The 8,114-nt window shown below is 51.6% G+C and carries 8 protein-coding genes; all 8 read right to left on the minus strand.

Annotated features, from left to right (window positions below):
• Positions 1 to 13: 13 nt before the first annotated feature.
• Positions 14 to 4,042, minus strand: a complete 4,029-nt coding sequence (gene rpoB / locus HMPREF3143_RS14845) for a DNA-directed RNA polymerase subunit beta (protein ID WP_008503453.1) — start codon at positions 4,040 to 4,042, stop codon at positions 14 to 16.
• A gap of 319 nt (positions 4,043 to 4,361) precedes the next feature.
• On the minus strand, positions 4,362 to 4,727 hold the full coding sequence (gene rplL, locus HMPREF3143_RS14850; protein WP_002445276.1) for a 50S ribosomal protein L7/L12: 366 nt from the start codon (positions 4,725 to 4,727) through the stop codon (positions 4,362 to 4,364).
• Between the two features lie 66 nt (positions 4,728 to 4,793).
• A complete protein-coding gene (rplJ, locus tag HMPREF3143_RS14855; protein ID WP_003862338.1) occupies positions 4,794 to 5,291 on the minus strand; it encodes a 50S ribosomal protein L10 in 498 nt (165 codons plus the stop codon).
• Between the two features lie 291 nt (positions 5,292 to 5,582).
• On the minus strand, positions 5,583 to 6,287 hold the full coding sequence (rplA, locus tag HMPREF3143_RS14860) for a 50S ribosomal protein L1 (protein WP_006810530.1): 705 nt from the start codon (positions 6,285 to 6,287) through the stop codon (positions 5,583 to 5,585).
• 3 nt (positions 6,288 to 6,290) lie between these two features.
• Complete coding sequence (gene rplK, locus HMPREF3143_RS14865; protein WP_008503452.1) at positions 6,291 to 6,719, minus strand: 50S ribosomal protein L11; 429 nt, start codon at positions 6,717 to 6,719, stop codon at positions 6,291 to 6,293.
• Between the two features lie 155 nt (positions 6,720 to 6,874).
• Positions 6,875 to 7,420, minus strand: a complete 546-nt coding sequence (gene nusG / locus HMPREF3143_RS14870; protein WP_003862341.1) for a transcription termination/antitermination protein NusG — start codon at positions 7,418 to 7,420, stop codon at positions 6,875 to 6,877.
• A 1-nt stretch (position 7,421) separates the two neighbouring features.
• Positions 7,422 to 7,805 carry a preprotein translocase subunit SecE gene (secE, locus tag HMPREF3143_RS14875; RefSeq protein ID WP_003862342.1) on the minus strand — a complete coding sequence of 128 codons (384 nt, stop codon included), beginning with the start codon at positions 7,803 to 7,805 and terminating at the stop codon, positions 7,422 to 7,424.
• Positions 7,806 to 8,034: 229 nt separating this feature from the next.
• Positions 8,035 to 8,114, minus strand: an 80-nt coding sequence (locus HMPREF3143_RS24965; RefSeq protein WP_001184434.1) for an EF-Tu C-terminal domain-related protein, incomplete at its 5' end; no start/stop codon positions are given.

Consider the following 8,114-nt stretch of genomic DNA (forward strand, 5'->3'; position numbering starts at 1 on the left):
GTTTGAGCGAGAATTACTCGTCTTCCAGTTCGATGTTGATACCCAGCGAACGAATCTCTTTCAACAGTACGTTGAAGGATTCTGGCATGCCTGGTTCCATCTGATGGTTGCCGTCCACGATGTTTTTATACATCTTAGTACGACCGTTCACGTCATCAGACTTAACGGTGAGCATTTCCTGCAGGGTGTATGCCGCGCCGTATGCTTCCAGCGCCCACACTTCCATCTCCCCGAAGCGCTGACCACCGAACTGTGCCTTACCACCCAGCGGCTGCTGAGTAACCAGGCTGTAAGAACCGGTAGAACGAGCGTGCATTTTGTCGTCGACCAGGTGGTTCAGTTTCAGCATGTACATGTAACCTACGGTTACCGGACGTTCGAACTGTTCACCGGTACGGCCGTCAAACAGCGTAATCTGACCAGACGTTGGCAGACCACCCAGTTGCAGCAGCTCTTTAATTTCAGCTTCTTTTGCACCGTCGAATACCGGCGTTGCAATTGGCATACCTTTGCGCAGGTTCTCTGCCAGACGCAGCACTTCTTCATCGCTGAAGGTGTTCAGGTCGACTTTCTGACGCACGTCGGTACCCAGATCGTAGGCACGCTGGATGAATTCGCGCAGTTTCGCGACTTCCTGCTGCTGTTTCAGCATGGCGTTAATCTTGTCGCCGATGCCTTTCGCAGCCATACCCAGGTGAGTTTCCAGGATCTGACCAATGTTCATACGAGACGGTACACCCAGTGGGTTCAGTACGATATCTACCGGCGTACCGTTAGCATCGTGCGGCATATCTTCGATCGGGTTGATCTTAGAGATAACACCCTTGTTACCGTGACGACCTGCCATCTTATCACCAGGCTGGATCTGACGTTTAACAGCCAGATAGACCTTAACAATCTTCAGCACGCCTGGAGCCAGATCGTCGCCCTGAGTGATTTTGCGGCGTTTCGCTTCGAGTTTTTTCTCGAACTCGTGTTTCAGTTCGTCATACTGCTCAGCCAGCTGTTCCAGCTGATTTTGTTTCTCTTCGTCGGTCAGGCCCAGTTCCAGCCAGCGATCGCGTGGCAGTTTGTCGAGCTTCTCAGCTTCAACGCCACCGGCAACCAGCACCGCATAGATACGGCTGAACAGACCCGCTTCGAGGATCTGCAGTTCTTCAGACAGGTCTTTCTTAGCCTGTTTGAGCTGCATCTCTTCGATTTCCAGCGCACGCTTATCTTTCTCAACGCCATCACGAGTGAAGACCTGAACGTCGATAACCGTACCGGAAACACCGTTTGGTACGCGCAGAGAAGAGTCTTTAACGTCAGACGCTTTCTCACCGAAGATGGCACGCAGCAGTTTCTCTTCTGGCGTCAGCTGGGTTTCACCTTTCGGCGTAACCTTACCCACCAGAATGTCGCCGCCGGTCACTTCCGCACCGATGTAAACAATACCGGATTCATCCAGTTTGGAGAGCGCAGCTTCACCCACGTTAGGGATGTCAGCAGTGATCTCTTCTGGCCCCAGCTTGGTGTCACGGGACACACACGCCAGTTCCTGAATGTGGATGGTGGTGAAACGATCTTCCTGAACCACACGCTCGGAGACGAGGATGGAGTCTTCGAAGTTGTAACCGTTCCACGGCATGAACGCTACGCGCATGTTCTGACCGAGAGCCAGTTCACCGAGGTCGGTGGACGGACCGTCTGCCAGCACGTCGCCGCGCTCAACTGGCTCACCCAGAGATACGCAAGGCATCTGGTTGATACAGGTGTTCTGGTTAGAACGGGTGTATTTGGTCAGGTTATAAATGTCGATACCTGCTTCGCCCGGGTACATCTCGTCTTCGTTAACTTTGATAACGATACGGGAGGCATCCACGTACTGAACAGTACCGCCACGCTTAGCAACTGCAGTAACACCGGAGTCAACGGCAACAGCACGTTCCATACCGGTACCAACCAGCGGCTTATCAGCACGCAGAGTTGGAACGGCCTGACGTTGCATGTTCGCACCCATCAATGCACGGTTGGCGTCATCGTGTTCCAGGAACGGGATCAGGGACGCACCGACGGATACCACCTGCTGGGTGGATACGTCCATGTAGTCAACCTGGTCGCGGCTGAACAAGCTGGATTCGCCTTTGCTACGGCAGGTAACCAGATCTTCTACAAAGTGGCCTTCGTCATCCAGGTTGGAGTTCGCCTGAGCGATAACGTAGTTGCCTTCTTCGATAGCAGACAGGTAATGAATTTCGTCGGTAACAACACCGTCGGTCACTTTACGGTACGGGGTCTCGAGGAAACCGTATTCGTTAGTCTGTGCGTACACGGACAGGGAGTTGATCAGACCGATGTTTGGACCTTCAGGCGTTTCGATTGGACATACGCGACCGTAGTGGGTCGGGTGTACGTCTCGAACTTCGAAGCCTGCACGCTCACGGGTCAGACCGCCTGGGCCGAGTGCAGAGATACGACGCTTGTGCGTAATCTCAGACAGCGGGTTGTTCTGGTCCATGAACTGAGACAGCTGGCTGGAACCGAAGAACTCTTTCACTGCTGCAGAAATCGGCTTGGCGTTGATCATATCCTGAGGCATCAGGGTATCCAGATCGCCCAGAGACAGACGCTCTTTCACCGCACGCTCTACACGTACCAGGCCAACGCGGAACTGGTTTTCCGCCATTTCGCCTACGGAACGGATACGACGGTTGCCGAGGTGGTCGATGTCGTCCACTTCGCCTTTGCCGTTACGGATATCGATGAGCTTCTTCATCACTTCGATGATGTCGTCTTTGCTCAGGATACCGGAACCTTCGATTTCGTCGCGCAGCAGAGAACGGTTGAACTTCATACGACCAACCGCGGATAGATCGTAGCGGTCTTCGGAGAAGAACAGGTTCTCGAACAGGCTTTCAGCCGCTTCGCGAGTTGGTGGCTCACCAGGACGCATCATGCGGTAGATTTCAACCAGCGCGCTCAGACGATCGTTGGTTGGGTCGACGCGTACAGTCTCAGAGATGTACGGACCGTGGTCCAGATCGTTGGTGAACAGCGTTTCGATACGTTTGTGGCCAGCCTGACTCAGCTTAGCCAGCAGATCCAGGCTCAGCTCCATGTTAGCCGGGCAGATCAGCTCGCCAGTTGATTCATCAACGTAATCTTTCGCGGCTACTTTTCCTGCAATGTATTCAACCGGAACTTCGATGTGTTTGATATCATCTTTTTCCAGCTGGCGGATGTGGCGCGCGGTGATACGGCGACCTTTTTCCACATACACTTTGCCGTCGGCTTCGATGTCGAACGACGCGGTCTCACCACGCAGACGTTCCGGCACCAGCTCCATCTGCAGCTTGTTGTCGCGGATTTCAAAGATCACTTTCTCAAAGAACAGGTCAAGGATCTGCTCAGTGGTATAGTTCAGTGCACGCAGAATGATGGTTGCAGGCAGTTTACGACGACGGTCGATACGGACAAACAGGTTGTCTTTTGGATCGAACTCGAAGTCCAGCCAGGAACCACGGTAAGGAATGATGCGTGCGTTATACAGTACTTTACCGGAAGAGTGCGTTTTACCTTTATCGCTGTCGAAGAAGACGCCCGGGCTACGATGCAGCTGGGAAACGATAACACGCTCAGTACCGTTAATAACGAAAGTACCGTTGTCCGTCATGAGTGGAATTTCACCCATGTAGACTTCTTGTTCTTTAATGTCTTTTACGGTGCCTTCCGGCGCTTCGCGCTCGTAGATCACCAGACGCAGTTTCACGCGCAGCGGTGCGGAATAGGTCACGCCACGGATCTGACATTCCTGAACGTCAAACACCGGTTCGCCAAGGCGGTAGCTGACGTACTGCAGCTCGGAGTTACCGCTGTAGCTCTGAATCGGGAACACGGAGCGGAAGGCTGCTTCCAGACCGTACTGCCCTTCAGGATCTTGCTCGATAAACTTCTGGAACGAGTCAAGCTGGATAGAAAGGAGATATGGAATGTCCAGAACTTGTGGACGTTTACCAAAATCCTTACGAATACGTTTTTTCTCGGTATAGGAGTAAACCATAGGGTTCCTCAGCTCGCTGACAAGTCGACCCATCTGTCCGACGAAGGGACAGTTTGTGCAACACCATTTTGTGGACCGGAAAATTGAATACTTTCCGCAATACCTGTTGCTATCACGCTTAAACCATTTCATTGCGATTTACACAGAGCGAGCACCCTGTCGCAGTATATTAAGTCGTCGATAGAAACAAGCATTGTCAGGACAATCAGCAGTCAAACAGTGTGAAATGCTACTGATGCCTTACAGCGCAAAAAGGCTGGTGACTAAAAAGTCACCAGCCATCAGCCTAATGACTTAGGCTGCAACCAGAAAAGTTGGCTTATTTAACTTCAACTTCAGCGCCAGCTTCTTCCAGAGATTTTTTCAGTGCTTCTGCGTCGTCTTTGCTCACGCCTTCTTTCAGCGCAGCTGGAGCAGATTCTACCAGGTCTTTAGCTTCTTTCAGACCCAGGCCAGTTGCGCCACGTACTGCTTTGATAACAGCAACTTTGTTCGCGCCAGCAGCTTTCAGAATTACGTCGAATTCAGTTTTTTCTTCAGCAGCTTCAGCCGGGCCCGCAGCTACAGCTACAGCAGCAGCAGCAGAAACACCGAATTTTTCTTCCATTGCAGAAACCAGCTCTACAACGTCCATTACGGACATAGCTGCTACTGCTTCAATGATTTGATCTTTAGTGATAGACATTTAAATTGTTCCTGAAAATCAGAATAAGTTTATACGTAAGCAAATGCTTTATAAAGATAACTGCGATTAAGCAGCTTCTTTCGCATCGCGTACAGCAGCCAGAGTGCGAACCAGTTTGCCAGCCGCAGCTTCTTTCATGGTTGCCATCAGGCGTGCAATTGCTTCTTCGTAGGTCGGCAGGGTTGCCAGGCGATCGATTTGCGATGCCGGGATCAACTCACCTTCAAAGGCTGCAGCTTTGACCTCAAATTTTGCATTCGCTTTCGCGAACTCTTTGAACAGACGAGCAGCAGCGCCCGGGTGTTCCATAGAGTATGCAATCAGGGTCGGACCAACAAACGTGTCTTTCAGGCACTCGAACTGAGTACCTTCAACTACGCGGCGCAGCAGGGTGTTACGAACAACACGCATGTATACGCCAGCTTCACGACCTGCTTTACGCAGTTCAGTCATTTTGTCTACAGTAACGCCACGGGAATCCGCAACTACTGCAGACAGCGCGCCTTTGGCTACTTCGCTGACTTCAGCAACAATCGCTTGTTTGTCTTGAAGATTTAAAGCCATTAGCTTTGCTCCTGGATGTTTGCCGGAACTCATGTTCCGGAACTCACTTCACTCTCCCCAACGGAAAGAGCGTCTTAATACGGTGAGCAGAAACAAGCCAGAGTATCCAAAAATAATCTTAGCGTTCTGTCACCGTCTACGCAGGGGATTAAGTCTCTTGCGAAACACCTGCGGTCTTCGACGGAGGCCTGGATTAGGCCAGGCTCCAACGAACAATTCTTTTAGCCGCTAACTATTGTTAGCAAACGTGGGGGTAAGATTGTAGACAAAATCACCGCCCACGTAAAGGCATTAGTTTGCAGCAGCGCTCAGGCCAGCCTGGTCAACTGCAACACCTGCACCCATGGTGGTGGAGATGCTAACTTTCTTGATGTACACGCCTTTTGCCTGAGTTGGTTTTGCTTTTTTCAGCGCAACCAGCAGAGCTTCCAGGTTTTCTTTCAGTTTGTCAGCGTCAAAGTCCACTTTACCGATGGTGGTGTGGATGATGCCGTTTTTGTCGTTACGATAACGAACCTGACCTGCTTTAGCGTTCTTAACCGCTTCAGCAACGTTAGGGGTTACAGTACCCACTTTCGGGTTTGGCATCAGGCCGCGTGGACCCAGAACCTGGCCCAGCTGGCCAACAACGCGCATTGCATCTGGAGAAGCAATAACAACGTCAAAGTTCATTTCGCCTTTCTTGATCTGATCAGCCAGATCTTCCATACCTACCAGTTCAGCGCCGGCAGCTTTAGCAGCTTCAGCGTTTGCACCCTGAGCAAATACAGCTACGCGAACGGAACGGCCAGTACCGTGTGGCAGTACAGTTGCGCCACGAACGTTCTGATCGGATTTACGCGCGTCGATGCCCAGGTTAACGGCAACGTCAACGCTTTCTACGAACTTAGCAGTTGCCAGTTCTTTCAGCAGAGCGATAGCTTCGTTGATGTCGTACTGTTTGGTCGCATCAACTTTGTCACGGATCACGGACATGCGCTTGGTCAGTTTAGCCATTTCTTAGTCCTCCACTACCAGGCCCATGGAACGTGCAGTACCTTCGATTGAGCGAGTCATCGCTTCAATGTCGGCACCAGTCATGTCGGCAGCTTTGGTCTGCGCGATTTCCTGCAGCTGAGCGCGGGAAATTTTACCCACTTTGTCTTTGTTCGGTTTACCGGAACCAGACTTGATACCAGCCGCTTTCTTCAGCAGAACAGCTGCTGGAGGGGTTTTGGTAACGAAAGTGAAAGAACGGTCAGCGTAAACAGTGATTACGACTGGGATTGGCAGACCTTTTTCCAGGGATTCCGTTTTTGCGTTGAACGCTTTACAGAATTCCATGATGTTCACACCCTGCTGACCCAGAGCTGGACCAACTGGTGGACTTGGGTTCGCCATACCAGCTGCAACCTGCAGCTTGACGTAGGCTTGTACTTTCTTAGCCATTCTAAAATCCTCTGATTGGGTAATAGCGCCTCAGTGAGGCTCCCCGTGAATAAAATTCGTTTTACGGGCCGGGCCCATAAAAACAAAAGGCGCGAAATTGTATTCCAATCTCGCGCCCTGTGCAACGATTAAATCGTCGCTTTTTTGATCGCTGCTTAGGCTTTTTCGACCTGCGCAAAGTCCAGTTCTACCGGGGTCGCACGACCGAAGATAGATACAGAAACTTTCAGGCGGGACTTTTCGTAGTCCACTTCTTCAACGACGCCGTTAAAGTCAGCAAACGGACCGTCATTAACACGAACCATTTCACCCGGTTCAAACAGCGTTTTCGGACGCGGCTTATCGCCAACCTGCTGCAGGCGGTTCATAATCGCATCCACTTCTTTGTCGCTGATTGGCGCCGGACGGTCAGACGTGCCGCCGATAAAGCCCATCACGCGCGGTACGCTGCGCACCAGGTGCCAGCTCGCGTCGTTCATTACCATCTGAACCAGCACGTAACCCGGGAAGAATTTGCGCTCGCTTTTGCGACGCTGGCCGCCACGGATCTCGACCACTTCTTCGGTCGGAACCATAACTTCGCCAAATAACTCTTCCATGTTGTGTAATTTGATATGCTCACGCAGCGACGTTGCTACGCGGCCTTCAAAACCGGAAAACGCCTGAACGACGTACCAGCGCTTTTTAGGGGCTTCAGACATCTCAGAACCTCAGGCCAGTGATAAAGGATACCAGGCGAACCAGAATACCATCCAGTCCCCACAGGATCAGTGACATTACAGCGGTAACCGCCGCTACGATCAGCGTGGTGTGCAATGTTTCCTGGCGAGTCGGCCAAATTACCTTACGGACTTCGGTACGCGCTTCGCGAGCAAAAGCGACGGTCGCTTTGCCTTTCGTCGTCAACAGCGCGACACCACCCGCTGCAGCAATCAGAATTACCACTGCAAGCGCGCGTAGCGGCAGCATCATGTCACGATAAAGGTAGTTGCCGACAATCGCTACGATCAGCAGAACGGCTACTACTACCCATTTCATCGCTTCCAGGCCGCGCCCGCTCCCTTGAGCTTCGGTATTCGCACTCATAAACCAACCTGTCAGAAGTATTCTACAAACATTTTCACCCCGCGATTGCGAGGCAAACCAAATCGAAATGCTAATTCGCTTTTCGAATTATACGCTCTCTGCAGAGCCTGTCTCAGCAATGATTATGACAAAAATAATCACTGATGAGCCAGGTTCTGACGTGAAAGCGTGCAAAAAGGGCATCAAATGATGCCCTTTTATTGCGCATTGCGTCAAATGTTATCAGCAATTAGCCGAGAACTTTAGCAACCACGCCCGCGCCAACGGTACGGCCACCTTCACGGATTGCGAAACGCAGACCGTCGTCCA

Origin of the sequence: Enterobacter sp. HMSC16D10, assembly GCF_001807145.1 — a bacterium.
Lineage (GTDB): Bacteria > Pseudomonadota > Gammaproteobacteria > Enterobacterales > Enterobacteriaceae > Enterobacter > Enterobacter roggenkampii.